Genomic DNA, 15,438 nt, shown 5'->3' with positions numbered 1-15,438 from the left:
AAGAAGGTCTGCGCTTTGCGATTCGCGAAGGTGGTCGTACCGTAGGTGCGGGTGTGGTTTCTTCTGTAATCGCTTAATTGAGGGATATTGATAAATGGCAAACCAAAAAATCCGTATCCGCCTGAAAGCTTATGATTACAGTCTGATTGACCGTTCCGCACAAGAAATCGTTGAAACTGCCAAACGTACTGGTGCTGTTGTTAAAGGTCCAATTCCTTTGCCAACTAAAATCGAACGTTTCAACATCTTGCGTTCTCCTCACGTGAACAAAACTTCTCGTGAACAATTGGAAATCCGTACCCACTTGCGTCTGATGGACATCGTGGACTGGACTGACAAAACTACTGATGCACTGATGAAACTGGATCTTCCAGCAGGTGTAGATGTAGAAATTAAAGTTCAATAAGAACTGAAAAACCGAACAGCTTAGCTGTTCGGTTTTTTATAGAATTCTTAGGCTGTCTGAAAATTTTCAGATATTTGGCAACACTTCATCCGAAAAAAATGATGGGTTTAAGAAGTTAAATTGAAATTTTTGTTGATATTTCTTTGATTTGTCAATTATAATGGCGGACTTGGTACATCCGTATCAAGTTTAACTTTGTCTGAAAGGCAGGCCAATCGTAGCCCGCCCCTTTACTTAAAAGGAAAATAATCATGACTTTAGGTCTGGTTGGACGCAAAGTTGGTATGACTCGCGTGTTCGATGAACAGGGTGTTTCTGTTCCGGTAACTGTTTTGGATATGTCTGCCAACCGCGTTACACAAGTGAAATCCAAAGATACTGACGGCTACACTGCTGTACAAGTTACCTTTGGTCAGAAAAAAGCTAATCGTGTCAACAAAACTGAAGCTGGTCACTTTGCTAAAGCAGGTGTTGAAGCTGGTCGTGGTTTGGTTGAATTTGCTTTGACTGAAGAAAAACTGGCTGAATTGAAAGCCGGTGATGAAATTACCGTTTCTATGTTTGAAGTTGGTCAATTGGTAGATGTAACCGGTACCTCTAAAGGTAAAGGTTTCTCTGGTACGATCAAACGTCATAACTTCGGTGCTCAACGTACTTCCCACGGTAACTCCCGTTCTCACCGTGTTCCTGGTTCTATCGGTATGGCACAAGACCCTGGTCGCGTGTTCCCTGGTAAACGTATGGCAGGTCAATACGGTAACACTAAAGCAACTGTTCAAAAATTGGAAGTTGTACGTGTTGATGCTGAACGCCAACTCTTGTTGGTTAAAGGTGCTGTTCCTGGTTCGGTTAACAGCGACGTCGTGGTTCGTCCTAGCGTGAAAGTAGGTGCGTAATGGAATTGAAAGTAATTGACGCTAAAGGACAAGTATCTGGCAGCTTGGCTGTTTCTGATGCTTTGTTTGCTCGTGAATACAATGAAGCTCTGGTTCACCAACTGGTTACTGCTTACTTAGCAAATGCCCGTTCTGGTAATCGTGCTCAAAAAACTCGTGCCGAAGTAAACCACTCTACTAAAAAACCATGGCGCCAAAAAGGTACCGGCCGTGCTCGTTCCGGTATGACTTCTTCTCCGCTGTGGCGTAAAGGTGGTCGTGCATTCCCAAACAAACCTGATGAAAACTTCACTCAAAAAGTGAACCGTAAAATGTACCGTGCCGGTATGGCGACTATTTTGTCCCAATTGGCTCGTGATGAACGTTTGTTTGCAATCGAAGCATTGACTGCTGAAACTCCTAAAACTAAAGTTTTTGCTGAACAAGTGAAAAATTTGGGTTTGGAGCAAGTTCTGTTTGTAACTAAACAGCTCGACGAGAATGTTTACTTGGCTTCACGCAACTTGCCTAACGTATTGGTTTTGGAAGCTCAACAAGTTGATCCTTACAGCTTGCTGCGTTACAAAAAAGTCGTTATCACTAAAGATGCAGTTGCACAATTAGAGGAGCAATGGGTATGAATCAACAACGTTTGACTCAAGTAATCTTGGCACCTATCGTTTCTGAAAAAAGCAACGTATTGGCTGAAAAATGTAACCAAATGACGTTTAAAGTTTTGGCAAATGCAACTAAACCTGAAATTAAAGCGGCTGTTGAGCTGCTGTTCGGCGTTCAAGTTGCAGACGTTACTACTGTTACCATTAAAGGTAAAGTTAAACGTTTTGGTCGCACTTTAGGTCGTCGCAGCGATGTTAAAAAGGCTTATGTAAGCTTGGCTGTCGGTCAAGAGTTGGATTTGGAAGCCGCTGCTGCAGCTGCAGATAAGGAATAAACAAAATGGCAATCGTTAAAATGAAGCCGACCTCTGCAGGCCGTCGCGGCATGGTTCGCGTGGTAACAGAAGGTTTGCACAAAGGTGCACCTTATGCACCTCTGCTGGAAAAGAAAAATTCTACTGCCGGTCGTAACAACAATGGTCATATCACTACCCGTCATAAAGGTGGTGGCCATAAACATCATTACCGCATCGTAGATTTTAAACGTAACAAAGATGGTATCCCTGCAAAAGTAGAGCGTATCGAATATGACCCTAACCGTACTGCATTTATCGCACTGTTGTGCTATGCAGATGGCGAGCGTCGCTACATCATTGCTCCACGTGGTATTCAAGCCGGTGCAGTATTGGTTTCCGGTGCTGAAGCTGCTATCAAAGTAGGTAACACTCTGCCGATCCGCAATATTCCTGTTGGTACAACTATTCACTGTATCGAAATGAAACCAGGTAAAGGTGCACAAATTGCACGTTCTGCTGGTGCTTCTGCGGTATTGCTTGCAAAAGAAGGTGCTTACGCACAAGTTCGTTTGCGTTCTGGTGAAGTACGCAAAATTAGCGTAAATTGCCGTGCAACTATCGGTGAAGTTGGTAACGAAGAACAAAGCCTGAAAAAAATCGGTAAAGCTGGTGCTAACCGCTGGCGTGGTATTCGTCCGACCGTTCGTGGTGTTGTAATGAACCCTGTTGATCACCCACATGGTGGTGGTGAAGGCCGTACTGGTGAGGCTCGCGAACCGGTTAGCCCATGGGGTACTCCTGCTAAGGGCTACCGCACTCGTAATAACAAACGCACGGATAACATGATTGTTCGTCGTCGTTACTCAAATAAAGGTTAATTAGTATGGCTCGTTCATTAAAAAAAGGCCCATATGTAGACCTGCATTTGCTGAAAAAAGTAGATGCTGCTCGTGCAAGCAACGACAAACGCCCAATTAAAACTTGGTCACGTCGTTCTACCATTTTGCCTGATTTCATCGGTCTGACTATCGCTGTTCACAACGGTCGCACTCACGTGCCTGTGTTCATCAGCGACAACATGGTTGGTCATAAATTAGGTGAGTTCTCATTGACCCGTACCTTTAAAGGCCACTTGGCTGATAAAAAGGCTAAAAAGAAATAAGGTGAATCATGAGAGTAAGTGCACAACATAAAAACGCCCGTATTTCAGCTCAAAAAGCTCGTTTAGTAGCTGATTTGATTCGTGGTAAAGACGTTGCCCAAGCTTTGAATATCTTGGCATTCAGCCCTAAAAAAGGTGCTGAGCTGATTAAAAAAGTGTTGGAATCAGCAATCGCCAATGCCGAGCACAACAATGGTGCCGACATTGACGAACTGAAAGTGGTAACTATCTTTGTTGACAAAGGCCCAAGCTTGAAACGTTTCCAAGCTCGTGCCAAAGGTCGCGGTAACCGCATCGAGAAACAAACTTGTCATATTAACGTGACAGTGGGCAACTAAGGAAAAGCTATGGGACAAAAGATTAACCCTACAGGCTTTCGCCTGGCGGTAACTAAAGACTGGGCTTCAAAATGGTTTGCTAAAAGCACCGACTTTTCTACTGTTTTGAAACAAGATATTGATGTTCGTAATTACTTGCGTAAAAAACTGGCCAATGCTTCAGTTGGTCGCGTAGTAATCGAGCGTCCTGCTAAATCTGCACGTATTACCATTCACTCTGCTCGTCCAGGTGTGGTTATTGGTAAAAAAGGCGAGGATATCGAAATTTTGAAACGTGACTTGCAAGCTCTGATGGGTGTGCCTGTTCATGTAAATATTGAAGAGATTCGTCGTCCTGAATTGGATGCGCAAATCATTGCTGATGGTATTGCCCAGCAGCTTGAAAAACGTGTTCAATTCCGTCGTGCTATGAAACGTGCAATGCAAAATGCAATGCGTTCTGGTGCTAAAGGCATCAAGATCATGACTTCAGGCCGTCTGAATGGTGCTGATATCGCTCGTAGTGAATGGTACCGTGAAGGTCGTGTACCTTTACATACTTTGCGTGCGAACGTAGATTATGCAACTAGCGAAGCACACACTACTTATGGTGTACTGGGTCTGAAAGTTTGGGTTTATACAGAAGGTAATATTAAATCTTCTAAACCTGAGCATGAGAAGAAACAAAGAAAGGCAGGTGGACGTAATGCTGCAGCCAACTAGACTGAAATATCGCAAGCAACAAAAAGGTCGTAACACCGGTATTGCTACTCGCGGTAACAAAGTAAGTTTCGGTGAGTTCGGTTTGAAAGCCGTAGGTCGTGGTCGTTTGACTGCCCGCCAAATCGAAGCTGCTCGTCGTACTATGACTCGTCATATTAAACGTGGCGGTCGTATTTGGATTCGTGTATTCCCTGATAAACCAATTACTGAGAAACCTATCCAAGTTCGTATGGGTGGCGGTAAAGGTAATGTGGAATATTACATTGCTGAAGTTAAACCAGGCAAAGTATTGTACGAAATGGACGGTGTTCCTGAGTCTTTGGCTCGTGAAGCATTTGAATTGGCCGCTGCCAAATTGCCTATTCCTACAACCTTTGTAGTAAGACAGGTGGGTCAATAATGAAAGCAAATGAATTGAAAGACAAATCTATTGAGCAATTAAACTCTGATTTGTTGGACTTGTTGAAAGCTCAGTTTGGCTTACGCATGCAAAATGCAACCGGTCAGTTGGGTAAATCTAGCGAGTTGAAACGTGTACGTCGCGATATTGCTCGTATTAAAACCATTTTAACTGAAAAAGGTGCTAAGTAATGAGCGAAGCTAAAAATGTTCGTACTTTGCAAGGCAAAGTGGTAAGCGACAAAATGGACAAAACTGTTACAGTATTGGTTGAGCGTAAAGTTAAACACCCTCTGTACGGTAAAATTATTCGTTTATCAACTAAAATCCATGCCCATGATGAAAACAATCAATATGGCATTGGTGATGTAGTGGTAATTGAGGAATCTCGTCCTTTGTCAAAAACCAAGTCTTGGGTTGTAAAAGAATTGGTTGAGAAAGCCCGTACTGTTTGATTTAGAACACAGTAATGTAGCTTAATTAAGAAACGAAGTCTTGCAGCAAAGTTAATTTGCGTGTAAACTTCGTTTCTTATCTTCCAGCTTCTTATGGAAGTTTCTCTCCCTTCGGGATCCAAGACTGGTTTACTAGAACCGTGAAGGTTTCATTTAATAAGCAGCTTAAAGTAAGGTGCGAGTTATATGAAAGTGGTAAATTAAGTTGGTTAATTTAAAGGTACTAATATGATTCAAATGCAGACCATCTTAGATGTGGCTGATAACTCTGGTGCGCGTCGCGTAATGTGCATCAAAGTATTGGGCGGATCTAAGCGTCGCTACGCTTCTGTTGGCGACATTATTAAAGTTGCAGTTAAGGATGCAGCCCCACGTGGTCGTGTCAAAAAAGGTGATGTATACAATGCGGTAGTTGTTCGTACTGCTAAGGGTGTACGTCGTCCTGATGGTGCGTTAATTAAATTCGATAACAATGCTGCTGTGTTGTTGAATAATAAACTTGAACCTCTGGGTACCCGTATTTTTGGTCCGGTAACCCGTGAATTGCGTACTGAGCGATTTATGAAAATCGTTTCATTGGCGCCTGAAGTATTATAAGGAATAGCGCGATGAATAAGATCATTAAAGGCGATCAGGTTGTAGTGATTACCGGTAAAGATAAAGGTAAGCAAGGTCAAGTAGTTCGAGTGTTGGGTGATAAAGTTGTTGTTGAGGGTGTTAATGTTGTGAAACGCCATCAAAAACCTAATCCAATGCGTGGTATTGAGGGTGGTATTATTACTAAAGAAATGCCTTTGGATATTTCTAATATTGCAATCCTGAATCCGGAAACTAATAAAGCAGACCGTGTTGGTATTAAGCTGATTGAAAATGAAGGCAAAGTTAAACGCGTTCGTTTCTTCAAATCAAATGGCTCTATCATTGGAGCATAAGGAGATAACATGGCTCGTTTGAGAGAGTTTTATAAAGATACAGTTGTTCCTGAATTAGTTAAACAATTTGGTTACAAATCAGTAATGGAAGTTCCACGTATTGAAAAAATCACCTTGAATATGGGTGTGGGTGAAGCTGTTGCTGATAAAAAAGTTATGGAGCATGCTGTTTCTGATTTAGAGAAAATTGCTGGTCAAAAACCAGTTGTTACTGTTGCTCGTAAATCTATCGCAGGTTTTAAAATCCGTGATAACTATCCAGTTGGTTGCAAAGTAACATTGCGTCGTGATCAAATGTTTGAATTCTTGGATCGTTTGATTACTATTGCGTTGCCTCGCGTACGTGACTTCCGTGGTGTAAGCGGTAAATCATTTGATGGTCGTGGCAATTACAATATGGGCGTTCGTGAGCAAATTATTTTCCCGGAAATTGAATATGATAAAATCGATGCTTTGCGTGGTTTGAATATTACTATTACAACTACTGCAAAAACTGATGAAGAAGCGAAAGCTTTGTTGTCACTGTTCAAGTTTCCGTTTAAAGGATAATCATGGCTAAGAAAGCACTTATTAATCGTGAGCTGAAACGTCAAGCATTGGCGAAAAAGTTTGCAGCTAAACGTGAGGCAATTTTCGCTGTTATTAATGATGCTAATACGACTGAAGAAGAACGTTTTGAAGCACGTTTGAAATTTCAATCCATTCCTCGTAATGCAGCACCTGTACGTCAACGTCGTCGTTGTGCTTTAACAGGTCGTCCTCGTGGCACTTTCCGTAAATTTGGTTTGGGCCGTATTAAAATCCGTGAAATCGCTATGCGTGGCGAGATCCCTGGTGTTGTTAAAGCTAGCTGGTAATAGGAGTATAAATAATGAGTATGCATGATCCTATTTCCGATATGTTGACTCGTATTCGCAATGCGCAACGTGCTAATAAAGCAGCAGTTGCCATGCCTTCCTCAAAACTGAAATGTGCAATTGCAAAAGTTCTGAAAGAAGAAGGTTATATCGAGGATTTTGCGGTTTCTGCTGATGCAAAACCGGTATTGGAAATTCAATTAAAATACTATGCAGGTCGTCCTGTGATCGAGCAAATTAAACGTGTTTCACGTCCAGGTTTGCGTATTTACAAAGCATCAAGTGAGATCCCTAGCGTAATGAATGGCTTGGGTGTCGCTATTGTTAGTACTTCTAAAGGTGTAATGACTGATCGCAAAGCCCGTTCTGAGGGTGTTGGTGGTGAGTTGTTGTGCATCGTAGCCTAGTGGAGAAAAGTAAATGTCACGCGTCGCAAAAAACCCAGTGACTGTTCCTGCTGGTGTAGAAGTAAAATTCGGAACAGATACATTGGTTATCAAAGGTAAAAACGGTGAATTGTCTTTTCCTTTGCATTCCGATGTTGCTATTGAACTGAACGATGGTAAATTGACTTTTGCTGCAAAAAATGACAGTAAACAGGCTAATGCTATGTCTGGTACTGCTCGTGCATTGGTTAATAACATGGTTAAGGGTGTTTCTGAAGGTTTTGAGAAAAAACTTCAATTGATTGGTGTGGGTTATCGTGCCCAAGCTCAAGGCAAAGTTTTGAACTTGTCTTTGGGTTTCTCTCATCCAATCGTATATGAAATGCCTGAAGGTGTTTCTGTTCAAACTCCTAGCCAAACAGAAATCGTTTTGACTGGTGCAGATAAACAAGTGGTTGGCCAAGTCGCTGCTGAAATTCGCGCATTCCGTTCTCCTGAACCTTATAAAGGTAAAGGTGTTCGTTATGTGGGTGAAGTAGTAGTGATGAAAGAAGCCAAGAAAAAATAATTGAGGTTCACTAATGGATAAACATACAACCCGACTCCGTCGTGCACGCAAAACCCGTGCGCGTATTGCGGACTTGAAAATGGTAAGATTATGTGTGTTCCGCAGCAATAATCATATTTATGCTCAAGTAATTAGTGCTGAAGGTGATAAAGTATTGGCTCAAGCCTCTACATTGGAAGCTGAAGTACGTAGTAGCCTGAAATCAGGTAGTAACGTTGAAGCAGCAGCTGTAGTTGGTAAGCGTATTGCTGAAAAAGCTAAAGCAGCGAGTGTTGAAAAAGTTGCTTTTGACCGTTCAGGTTTCCAATATCACGGTCGTGTGAAAGCTTTGGCTGAAGCTGCACGTGAAAATGGTTTAAGCTTCTAATATTTGGAGACTTTCAGATGGCAAAACATGAAATTGAAGAACGCGGTGACGGCCTGATTGAAAAGATGGTCGCAGTTAATCGTGTGACTAAAGTAGTTAAAGGTGGTCGTATCATGGCTTTCTCCGCACTGACTGTTGTTGGTGATGGTGATGGTCGCATCGGTATGGGCAAAGGTAAATCAAAAGAAGTACCAGTTGCTGTTCAAAAAGCAATGGATCAAGCTCGACGCTCTATGATTAAAGTACCTTTGAAAAATGGTACTATTCATCATGAGGTTATTGGTCGTCATGGTGCTACTAAGGTATTTATGCAACCTGCTAAAGAAGGTAGTGGTGTAAAAGCTGGTGGTCCAATGCGTTTAGTATTTGATGCTATGGGGATCCATAATATCTCAGCTAAAGTACATGGTTCTACTAATCCTTACAATATTGTACGCGCTACATTAGACGGTTTGTCTAAACTGTATACCCCTGCTGATATTGCTGCTAAACGTGGCTTGACAGTAGAAGATATTTTGGGAGCTAACCATGACTGAGCAAAAAAAGATTAAAGTTACATTGGTTAAGAGCCTGATCGGTACAATTGAATCTCATCGTGCATGTGCTCGTGGTTTAGGTTTGCGCCGCCGTGAACATACTGTAGAGGTTTTGGATACCCCTGAAAACCGTGGCATGATCAATAAAATCAGCTACTTGTTGAAAGTGGAGTCTTAATATGTTTTTGAATACTATTCAACCTGCTGAGGGTGCTACTCACGCTAGTCGTCGTGTAGGCCGTGGTATTGGTAGCGGCTTGGGTAAAACAGGTGGTCGTGGTCATAAAGGTCAAAAAAGCCGTTCTGGTGGCTTCCACAAGGTAGGTTTTGAAGGCGGTCAAATGCCTTTGCAACGCCGTCTGCCGAAACGTGGTTTCAAATCTTTGACTGCTGCCGCTAATGCTGAAGTTCGTTTGAGTGAATTAAATCTGATTGCTGTGAACGAGATTGATGTCTTGGTTCTTAAACAAGCTGGTCTGATTCCTGTAACTGCTTCTAGTGTAAAAGTTATTGCTTCTGGTGAAATCTCAAAAGCAGTTACCTTGAAAGGTGTAAAAGCTACTAAAGGTGCTAAAGCTGCTATTGAGGCTGCCGGTGGTAAAGTAGAAGAATAAGGCTTGCACTACAGTGGCTAATCAACAATCTTTATCGGGATTATCCAAATTTGGTGATCTGAAAAAACGTCTGGCATTCCTTTTAGGTGCTTTAGTCGTTTTCCGTATTGGTGCTCATATACCGGTACCGGGCGTAGATGCTGTTGCATTAGCTAAGTTATACGAAGGCGCTGCAAACGGCATATTCGGAATGTTAAATATGTTCTCGGGTGGTTCGTTGGAGCGCTTTAGTATATTTGCAATTGGTATCATGCCTTATATTTCGGCATCGATTATTGTTCAGCTTGCTTCTGAAATTGTTCCTTCTTTAAAAGCTTTAAAGAAGGAAGGTGAGGCTGGTAGGAAAATAATTACGAAATATACTAGGTATGGGACGGTATTATTGGCTGTATTGCAAAGCTTTGGTGTTGCAACATTTGTTTATCTGCAAGGTGTTGTTGTAACGAGTTCGCTTGAGTTTCATATTTCTACAGTAGTCTGTTTGGTTACAGGTACTATGTTTCTGATGTGGTTAGGGGAGCAAATTACCGAGCGTGGTATTGGTAATGGTATTTCTTTAATTATTACAGCAGGCATTGTATCGGGTATTCCATCCGGTATTGTTCGGATGTTAACTTTGACTGAACAAGGCTCTATGAGTATGTTGATGGCGGTATCAATTGTGATTGGTATTTTGCTGTTGATCTATGCTGTAGTTTATTTTGAGAGTGCTCAGCGTAAAGTTCCTGTGCATTATGCTAAAAGACAGTTTGGCTCTGGAATGATGCCGGGACAAAGCATTCATATGCCGTTCAAGCTAAATATGGCAGGTGTTATTCCTCCTATTTTCGCTTCCAGTATCATTTTATTTCCATCTACACTTTTAGGTTGGTTTGGTTCAAATAGTACGAATTCTGTTCTTTATAAGGTTGCTGCAATGCTGCAACACGGACAGCCTTTGTATATTGTATTATTTGCCACAACTATCATCTTCTTCTGCTATTTCTATACTGCTTTAGTATTTAGCCCTAAAGAGATGGCTGAAAATTTGAAGAAGAGTGGTGCATTTGTACCGGGTATTCGCCCGGGTGAGCAAACCTCTAGATATTTGGAAAAAGTTGTACTGAGACTGACATTATTTGGTGCTTTGTATATCACTACAATCTGTCTGATACCTGAATTTTTAACGACGGCATTGAAAGTTCCTTTCTATTTAGGTGGAACATCTCTGCTTATTTTGGTTGTCGTTACAATTGATTTTAGGACACAAATCAATTCATATAGAATGAGTAGTCAGTATGAAGACTTGATAAGTCGTCCAGATATGAAATCTTTGTCACGTAAGTAGGCTTATGGCTAAAGAAGATACCATACAGATGCAGGGCGAAATCCTTGAGACTTTGCCCAATGCAACATTTAAAGTAAAACTGGAAAATGATCATGTAGTACTTGGTCATATATCTGGCAAAATGCGGATGCACTATATTCGTATTTCTCCAGGTGATAAGGTAACAGTTGAATTAACTCCTTATGATTTAACCCGTGCTCGGATTGTTTTCCGAGCAAGATAAACGATAAAAGGAAATAAAATGCGTGTACAACCTTCTGTAAAGAAAATTTGTCGCAATTGCAAGATTATTCGTCGTAATCGTGTAGTTCGCGTAATTTGTACTGACCCACGTCACAAACAACGTCAAGGTTAAGAAGCTAGTTTTCTTAACTATTGATTTTGTGGTATAGTGACATACTTTGCCCTAAAAAGGAAAAAATATGGCTCGTATTGCAGGGGTAAATATCCCTAATAATGCCCATATCGTAATTGGCCTTCAGGCTATTTATGGTATTGGTGCGACTCGTGCTAAATTGATTTGTGAGGCAGCAAATATTGCTCCTACTACTAAAGCAAAAGATTTGGACGAGGCTCAATTAGACGCTTTGCGTGAGCAAGTTGCTAAATATGAAGTTGAAGGCGATTTGCGTCGTGAAGTAACGATGAGCATTAAACGACTGATGGATATGGGTTGCTATCGCGGCTTCCGTCATCGTCGTGGCTTGCCTTGTCGTGGTCAACGCACTCGCACAAATGCTCGTACCCGTAAAGGTCCGCGCAAAGCGATTGCCGGTAAGAAATAAATTTTAAGGAATTTGATTAATGGCTAAAGCAAACACAGCTTCGCGTGTACGTAAAAAAGTACGTAAAACCGTAAGCGAAGGTATTGTGCACGTTCATGCATCTTTCAACAATACCATCATTACAATTACTGACCGTCAAGGCAATGCATTGTCTTGGGCTACCTCTGGCGGCGCTGGTTTTAAAGGTTCTCGTAAAAGTACACCATTTGCAGCACAAGTTGCAGCAGAAGCAGCTGGTAAAGTTGCCCAAGAGTATGGCGTTAAAAATTTAGAAGTCCGCATTAAAGGCCCTGGCCCTGGTCGCGAATCTTCTGTACGTGCTTTAAACGCTCTTGGTTTCAAGATTACCAGCATTACTGACGTTACCCCGTTGCCTCATAACGGTTGCCGTCCGCCTAAAAAACGTCGTATTTAATATTGGAGTGATTTAAAACATGGCACGTTATATTGGCCCTAAATGTAAATTAGCACGTCGCGAAGGTACGGATCTGTTTTTGAAGAGTGCACGTCGCTCTTTAGATTCCAAATGTAAAATGGATTCTGCACCTGGTCAACACGGTGTGAAAAAACCACGTTTGTCAGACTACGGTTTGCAATTACGTGAAAAACAAAAAATTCGTCGTATTTATGGCGTATTAGAGCGTCAATTCCGTCGTTACTTCGCGGAAGCAGCTCGTCGTAAAGGCTCTACCGGTGAATTGCTGTTGCAATTGCTGGAGTCTCGTTTGGACAATGTCGTTTACCGTATGGGTTTTGGCTCTACTCGCGCCGAAGCACGTCAATTGGTTTCTCACAAAGCTATCGTCGTAAACGGTCAAGTTGTTAATATCCCTTCTTTCCAAGTTAAAGCAGGTGATGTTGTAGCTGTTCGTGAAAAAGCTAAGAAACAAGTACGTATCCAAGAAGCATTGAGCCTGGCTACTCAAATTGGCTTGCCAAGCTGGGTATCTGTTGATGCCGACAAATTGGAAGGTGTATTCAAAAATATGCCGGATCGCTCAGAATTGTCTGGCGATATTAATGAACAGCTGGTGGTAGAGTTCTACTCTAAATAATGCTAGCTCAATGAGGGACAGTTAAATGCAAAATAGCACAACCGAATTTTTGAAACCTCGTCAAATCGATGTAGATACTTTGTCTTCCACACGGGCCAAGGTGTCTATGCAGCCATTTGAACGTGGTTTTGGTCATACTTTAGGTAATGCTTTGCGTCGTATCTTACTGTCATCCATGAATGGCTTTGCCCCAACTGAAGTAGTTATTTCCGGCGTATTGCACGAATACTCTACTATTGATGGTATTCAAGAGGATGTTGTTGACGTTCTCTTGAACATTAAAGGTATCGTATTCAAGCTTCACGGTCGTAACCAAGTTCAGTTGACTTTGAAAAAAACAGGTGCTGGTGCTGTTGTAGCCGGTGATATTGATTTGCCACACGATGTGGAAATCATCAATCCTGAACATGTTATTTGCCACTTGTCCGACAATGGTCAAATCGACATGGAAATTAAAGTAGAGCAAGGTCGTGGTTATCAATCTGTTTCAGGCCGTCGCGTATTGCGTGATGAGAACAAACAGATTGGTGCGATTCAGTTGGATGCGAGCTTTTCGCCCATCAGTCGTGTTAGCTTTGAAGTTGAACCTGCACGCGTAGAGCAACGCACGGATTTGGATAAATTGGTTTTGGATATTGAAACCAATGGTTCTATTGATCCAGAAGAAGCTGTACGTAGTGCCGCACGTATCTTAATTGACCAAATGTCTATTTTTGCAGATCTGCAAGGTACTCCGGTTGAAGAGGTTGAAGAAAAAGTGCCTCCTATCGATCCTATCTTGCTGCGTCCTGTAGATGATTTGGAATTAACCGTACGTTCAGCTAATTGTCTGAAAGCTGAAGATATTTACTATATTGGCGATTTGATTCAACGTACTGAAACTGAGCTTCTCAAGACCCCTAATTTGGGTCGTAAATCTTTGAATGAGATCAAAGAAGTGTTGGCCTCTAAAGGTCTGACATTAGGTTCCAAATTAGAAGCTTGGCCGCCTGTAGGCTTAGAAAAGCCGTAAGTTTGAAGATTAAAGGATAATGACATGCGTCATCGTAATGGCAACCGCAAATTAAACCGTACTAGCAGCCACCGTGCTGCGATGCTGCGCAATATGGCGAATTCCTTGTTGACTCACGAAACCATCGTGACAACTTTGCCTAAAGCAAAAGAATTGCGCCGCGTAGTTGAGCCCTTGATTACCTTGGGTAAAAAACCTTCTTTGGCAAACCGTCGTTTGGCTTTTGACCGCACTCGCGATCGTGATGTTGTAGTTAAATTGTTTGACGAATTGGGTCCACGCTTTGCCGCTCGTAACGGCGGCTACGTTCGTGTACTGAAATACGGTTTCCGTAAAGGCGACAATGCTCCTTTGGCATTGGTTGAATTGGTTGATAAAGCAGCTGATTCTGCTGAATAAGCAAATTAATATGAAAGCACTACCTGTTTAGGTGGTGCTTTTTTATTTGGATAGACCCTTTCTCATTTCGCAGTGCTACAATCAGGGGTTACATATACCCGAAAAGCCATGAGTTGTAGCTCCCTTTCTCATTTCGCAGTGCTACAATCCTCAACTAATAAACGAGACTTTAGCCCATGTTGTAGCTCCCTTTCTCATTTCGCAGTGCTACAATTTATCAGATTGTGATGCGCACGATTCCCAGGTTGTAGCTCCCTTTCTCATTTCGCAGTGCTACAATTTTTCCACCTCCGCCTGTGGCTGTCCGGCAGTTGTAGCTCCCTTTCTCATTTCGCAGTGCTACAATTAAACAAGCGGCCAATCGGCCGCTTTCCTTGTTGTAGCTCCCTTTCTCATTTCGCAGTGCTACAATTTGTCAAAGATTTCTACGTCGCGCTCGTCGGTTGTAGCTCCCTTTCTCATTTCGCAGTGCTACAATTGTTCCCGTTGTTCCTGTTCCCGTTCCTGTGTTGTAGCTCCCTTTCTCATTTCGCAGTGCTACAATCCCGAAGGCGGCTGGCGGTTGGTAAAGGTCGTTGTAGCTCCCTTTCTCATTTCGCAGTGCTACAATGTTTGACCATCGCAATCTACTGAAAAGGACGTTGTAGCTCCCTTTCTCATTTCGCAGTGCTACAATAGATTGGGCAAAAAGCACGCCCAATCTTTAGTTGTAGCTCCCTTTCTCATTTCGCAGTGCTACAATGCAATATAAAGTCGGGACATCTTTACTCCTGTTGTAGCTCCCTTTCTCATTTCGCAGTGCTACAATCAATCAGGTTTGCTGCCCGCTTGAAATGCTGTTGTAGCTCCCTTTCTCATTTCGCAGTGCTACAATGCTGAAGACGATAAAGTGTCAGAGATTTGCGTTGTAGCTCCCTTTCTCATTTCGCAGTGCTACAATTGTTGATTTTAGGCAGCCTCTCCTCCACGCGTTGTAGCTCCCTTTCTCATTTCGCAGTGCTACAATCTGACAAAAGACAACAAGCGGCCATTGATGGTTGTAGCTCCCTTTCTCATTTCGCAGTGCTACAATAAGCGTTTTTGGGTGGGCTAGCGTCAAGGGGTTGTAGCTCCCTTTCTCATTTCGCAGTGCTACAATTGTTGGGTCGGATTTAAGGCTACTTCGTTCGTTGTAGCTCCCTTTCTCATTTCGCAGTGCTACAATACAACCACACAATTTGTTATTGCTTGAAGTGTTGTAGCTCCCTTTCTCATTTCGCAGTGCTACAATTTGGTTTATCGCTGTTAGCAGGTTGATAGTGTTGTAGCTCCCTTTCTCATTTCGCAGTGCTACAATCTTCCCCTGTGGCG

General features: G+C 42.3%; 29 protein-coding genes, 1 pseudogene and 1 CRISPR repeat array (1 of these 31 running past the window's edge). All 30 genes and pseudogenes read left to right on the top strand.

Going from position 1 to position 15,438, the window contains the following annotated elements:
- Positions 1-77, top strand: a pseudogene (locus ACTHTA_RS08945) (hypothetical protein); the annotation flags it as partial.
- A 17-nt stretch (positions 78-94) separates the two neighbouring features.
- Positions 95-406, top strand: a complete 312-nt coding sequence (gene rpsJ, locus ACTHTA_RS08940; protein ID WP_002642322.1) for a 30S ribosomal protein S10 — start codon at positions 95-97, stop codon at positions 404-406.
- A 251-nt stretch (positions 407-657) separates the two neighbouring features.
- Positions 658-1,302 (top strand): 50S ribosomal protein L3, encoded by a 645-nt coding sequence (gene rplC, locus ACTHTA_RS08935; RefSeq protein ID WP_004464584.1) that lies wholly within the window; start codon positions 658-660, stop codon positions 1,300-1,302.
- On the top strand, positions 1,302-1,922 hold the full coding sequence (gene rplD, locus ACTHTA_RS08930; RefSeq protein WP_003684798.1) for a 50S ribosomal protein L4: 621 nt from the start codon (positions 1,302-1,304) through the stop codon (positions 1,920-1,922). The genes rplC and rplD overlap by 1 nt, the downstream gene beginning before the upstream one ends.
- Entirely contained in the window at positions 1,919-2,233 is a 315-nt protein-coding gene (rplW, locus tag ACTHTA_RS08925) for a 50S ribosomal protein L23 (RefSeq protein WP_440375759.1), read from the top strand. Before rplD ends, rplW begins: the two co-directional genes overlap by 4 nt.
- A gap of 5 nt (positions 2,234-2,238) precedes the next feature.
- Positions 2,239-3,072 carry a 50S ribosomal protein L2 gene (rplB, locus tag ACTHTA_RS08920; protein WP_049350999.1) on the top strand — a complete coding sequence of 278 codons (834 nt, stop codon included), beginning with the start codon at positions 2,239-2,241 and terminating at the stop codon, positions 3,070-3,072.
- Positions 3,073-3,077: 5 nt separating this feature from the next.
- The gene (rpsS, locus tag ACTHTA_RS08915; protein WP_002215422.1) at positions 3,078-3,356 is read left to right on the top strand and encodes a 30S ribosomal protein S19; all 279 of its coding nucleotides are present in this window, start codon (positions 3,078-3,080) and stop codon (positions 3,354-3,356) included.
- A gap of 8 nt (positions 3,357-3,364) precedes the next feature.
- Positions 3,365-3,694 carry a 50S ribosomal protein L22 gene (gene rplV, locus ACTHTA_RS08910; RefSeq protein WP_003749277.1) on the top strand — a complete coding sequence of 110 codons (330 nt, stop codon included), beginning with the start codon at positions 3,365-3,367 and terminating at the stop codon, positions 3,692-3,694.
- 9 nt (positions 3,695-3,703) lie between these two features.
- Positions 3,704-4,396, top strand: a complete 693-nt coding sequence (rpsC, locus tag ACTHTA_RS08905) for a 30S ribosomal protein S3 (RefSeq protein ID WP_003684753.1) — start codon at positions 3,704-3,706, stop codon at positions 4,394-4,396.
- Complete coding sequence (gene rplP, locus ACTHTA_RS08900; protein WP_003684741.1) at positions 4,380-4,796, top strand: 50S ribosomal protein L16; 417 nt, start codon at positions 4,380-4,382, stop codon at positions 4,794-4,796. Before rpsC ends, rplP begins: the two co-directional genes overlap by 17 nt.
- Positions 4,796-4,987 (top strand): 50S ribosomal protein L29, encoded by a 192-nt coding sequence (gene rpmC, locus ACTHTA_RS08895; protein ID WP_003684705.1) that lies wholly within the window; start codon positions 4,796-4,798, stop codon positions 4,985-4,987. The genes rplP and rpmC overlap by 1 nt, the downstream gene beginning before the upstream one ends.
- Positions 4,987-5,250, top strand: a complete 264-nt coding sequence (rpsQ, locus tag ACTHTA_RS08890) for a 30S ribosomal protein S17 (RefSeq protein WP_003684766.1) — start codon at positions 4,987-4,989, stop codon at positions 5,248-5,250. Before rpmC ends, rpsQ begins: the two co-directional genes overlap by 1 nt.
- Positions 5,251-5,478: 228 nt before the next feature.
- Positions 5,479-5,847 (top strand): 50S ribosomal protein L14, encoded by a 369-nt coding sequence (gene rplN, locus ACTHTA_RS08885; protein WP_002215434.1) that lies wholly within the window; start codon positions 5,479-5,481, stop codon positions 5,845-5,847.
- An 11-nt stretch (positions 5,848-5,858) separates the two neighbouring features.
- Positions 5,859-6,182, top strand: coding sequence for a 50S ribosomal protein L24 (gene rplX, locus ACTHTA_RS08880; protein WP_003684754.1), 324 nt, complete (start codon positions 5,859-5,861; stop codon positions 6,180-6,182).
- A 9-nt stretch (positions 6,183-6,191) separates the two neighbouring features.
- On the top strand, positions 6,192-6,731 hold the full coding sequence (rplE, locus tag ACTHTA_RS08875) for a 50S ribosomal protein L5 (RefSeq protein ID WP_003684750.1): 540 nt from the start codon (positions 6,192-6,194) through the stop codon (positions 6,729-6,731).
- Between the two features lie 2 nt (positions 6,732-6,733).
- Positions 6,734-7,039, top strand: coding sequence for a 30S ribosomal protein S14 (gene rpsN, locus ACTHTA_RS08870; RefSeq protein ID WP_070749578.1), 306 nt, complete (start codon positions 6,734-6,736; stop codon positions 7,037-7,039).
- A 14-nt stretch (positions 7,040-7,053) separates the two neighbouring features.
- The gene (gene rpsH, locus ACTHTA_RS08865) at positions 7,054-7,446 is read left to right on the top strand and encodes a 30S ribosomal protein S8 (protein ID WP_003684738.1); all 393 of its coding nucleotides are present in this window, start codon (positions 7,054-7,056) and stop codon (positions 7,444-7,446) included.
- A 13-nt stretch (positions 7,447-7,459) separates the two neighbouring features.
- Positions 7,460-7,993 carry a 50S ribosomal protein L6 gene (gene rplF / locus ACTHTA_RS08860; RefSeq protein ID WP_003684811.1) on the top strand — a complete coding sequence of 178 codons (534 nt, stop codon included), beginning with the start codon at positions 7,460-7,462 and terminating at the stop codon, positions 7,991-7,993.
- A gap of 13 nt (positions 7,994-8,006) precedes the next feature.
- Positions 8,007-8,360 carry a 50S ribosomal protein L18 gene (gene rplR / locus ACTHTA_RS08855; RefSeq protein WP_440375760.1) on the top strand — a complete coding sequence of 118 codons (354 nt, stop codon included), beginning with the start codon at positions 8,007-8,009 and terminating at the stop codon, positions 8,358-8,360.
- A 17-nt stretch (positions 8,361-8,377) separates the two neighbouring features.
- Complete coding sequence (gene rpsE / locus ACTHTA_RS08850) at positions 8,378-8,896, top strand: 30S ribosomal protein S5 (RefSeq protein ID WP_003684704.1); 519 nt, start codon at positions 8,378-8,380, stop codon at positions 8,894-8,896.
- Positions 8,889-9,074, top strand: a complete 186-nt coding sequence (rpmD, locus tag ACTHTA_RS08845) for a 50S ribosomal protein L30 (protein WP_003684808.1) — start codon at positions 8,889-8,891, stop codon at positions 9,072-9,074. The genes rpsE and rpmD overlap by 8 nt, the downstream gene beginning before the upstream one ends.
- A 1-nt stretch (position 9,075) precedes the next feature.
- Positions 9,076-9,510: a 50S ribosomal protein L15 gene (gene rplO / locus ACTHTA_RS08840; protein ID WP_049329187.1), complete on the top strand. Its 435-nt coding sequence runs from the start codon at positions 9,076-9,078 to the stop codon at positions 9,508-9,510.
- A gap of 13 nt (positions 9,511-9,523) precedes the next feature.
- Positions 9,524-10,837: a preprotein translocase subunit SecY gene (secY, locus tag ACTHTA_RS08835; RefSeq protein WP_070631838.1), complete on the top strand. Its 1,314-nt coding sequence runs from the start codon at positions 9,524-9,526 to the stop codon at positions 10,835-10,837.
- 4 nt (positions 10,838-10,841) lie between these two features.
- Positions 10,842-11,060: a translation initiation factor IF-1 gene (infA, locus tag ACTHTA_RS08830; RefSeq protein ID WP_003684714.1), complete on the top strand. Its 219-nt coding sequence runs from the start codon at positions 10,842-10,844 to the stop codon at positions 11,058-11,060.
- A gap of 18 nt (positions 11,061-11,078) precedes the next feature.
- Complete coding sequence (rpmJ, locus tag ACTHTA_RS08825; RefSeq protein ID WP_003697674.1) at positions 11,079-11,192, top strand: 50S ribosomal protein L36; 114 nt, start codon at positions 11,079-11,081, stop codon at positions 11,190-11,192.
- Positions 11,193-11,259: 67 nt separating this feature from the next.
- On the top strand, positions 11,260-11,622 hold the full coding sequence (gene rpsM / locus ACTHTA_RS08820; RefSeq protein WP_003749295.1) for a 30S ribosomal protein S13: 363 nt from the start codon (positions 11,260-11,262) through the stop codon (positions 11,620-11,622).
- Between the two features lie 19 nt (positions 11,623-11,641).
- Positions 11,642-12,037, top strand: a complete 396-nt coding sequence (gene rpsK / locus ACTHTA_RS08815; protein WP_002216249.1) for a 30S ribosomal protein S11 — start codon at positions 11,642-11,644, stop codon at positions 12,035-12,037.
- A 19-nt stretch (positions 12,038-12,056) separates the two neighbouring features.
- On the top strand, positions 12,057-12,677 hold the full coding sequence (gene rpsD, locus ACTHTA_RS08810) for a 30S ribosomal protein S4 (RefSeq protein ID WP_308887545.1): 621 nt from the start codon (positions 12,057-12,059) through the stop codon (positions 12,675-12,677).
- Between the two features lie 25 nt (positions 12,678-12,702).
- A complete protein-coding gene (locus ACTHTA_RS08805; RefSeq protein WP_308887543.1) occupies positions 12,703-13,689 on the top strand; it encodes a DNA-directed RNA polymerase subunit alpha in 987 nt (328 codons plus the stop codon).
- A 24-nt stretch (positions 13,690-13,713) separates the two neighbouring features.
- Complete coding sequence (gene rplQ / locus ACTHTA_RS08800) at positions 13,714-14,088, top strand: 50S ribosomal protein L17 (RefSeq protein WP_003684792.1); 375 nt, start codon at positions 13,714-13,716, stop codon at positions 14,086-14,088.
- A 46-nt stretch (positions 14,089-14,134) separates the two neighbouring features.
- Positions 14,135-15,438: a CRISPR direct-repeat array (repeat unit 36 nt; unit sequence GTTGTAGCTCCCTTTCTCATTTCGCAGTGCTACAAT); it runs 52 nt beyond the window's last position.

The sequence above is a fragment of the Neisseria sp. P0013.S005 genome (assembly GCF_051958425.1).
GTDB lineage: Bacteria > Pseudomonadota > Gammaproteobacteria > Burkholderiales > Neisseriaceae > Neisseria > Neisseria subflava.
The sequence above is the reverse complement of the archived record's forward strand: the minus strand, read 5'-3'. Positions and strand labels throughout refer to the sequence as shown.